The sequence below is a fragment of the Microtetraspora sp. AC03309 genome (assembly GCF_020826795.1).
GTDB lineage: Bacteria > Actinomycetota > Actinomycetes > Streptosporangiales > Streptosporangiaceae > Microtetraspora > Microtetraspora glauca.
This window is the reverse complement of record NZ_JADDIL010000493.1, coordinates 1-466: the sequence shown is the minus strand read 5'-3', so window position 1 is coordinate 466 and position 466 is coordinate 1. Positions and strand designations below refer to the sequence as shown.

The 466-nt window shown below is 64.8% G+C and carries 1 protein-coding gene; it reads left to right on the top strand.

Annotated features, from left to right (window positions below; translation table 11 throughout):
• Positions 1–379, top strand: a 379-nt coding sequence (locus tag IMZ11_RS44015; RefSeq protein WP_228649691.1) for a MaoC family dehydratase N-terminal domain-containing protein, incomplete at its 5' end; no start/stop codon positions are given.
• Positions 380–466 lie beyond the last annotated feature (87 nt).

The following is a 466-nucleotide window of genomic DNA, read 5'->3' as shown; positions in this document are numbered from 1 at the left end:
CGACGCGGTGGTCGCTCCGATCACGTTCCTCGCGGTAGCGGGCCGCCGGGTTCAGCTGGACCTGTTCGAGAATTTCGACATCCCGATCAACCTGGAGCGCGTGCTGCACCGCGACCAGAAGCTGATCTTCCACCGGCCGATCATGGTCGGCGACAAGTTGTGGTTCGACTCCTACCTGGACTCGGTCATCGAATCCCACGGCACCGTGATCGCCGAGGTCCGGGCCGAGGTCACCGACGACGACGGCAACCCGGTTGCCACCAGCATCGTCACCATGCTCGGCGAGGCGGCCATCGACGAGGCCGACGAGATCAGTTCACAGATCGCCGCGGCACGCGACGCCGCCATCGCCAAGATGGTTGCTGGGCAAAAGAGCTAGTTCCCCCCGCGGGTCTTCCCCCGGCGAAATGGAGCGGGGAAAGCTCAGCCGAAGAACATGTTTCGACGGCCGGCGAGCAGCTGGTAC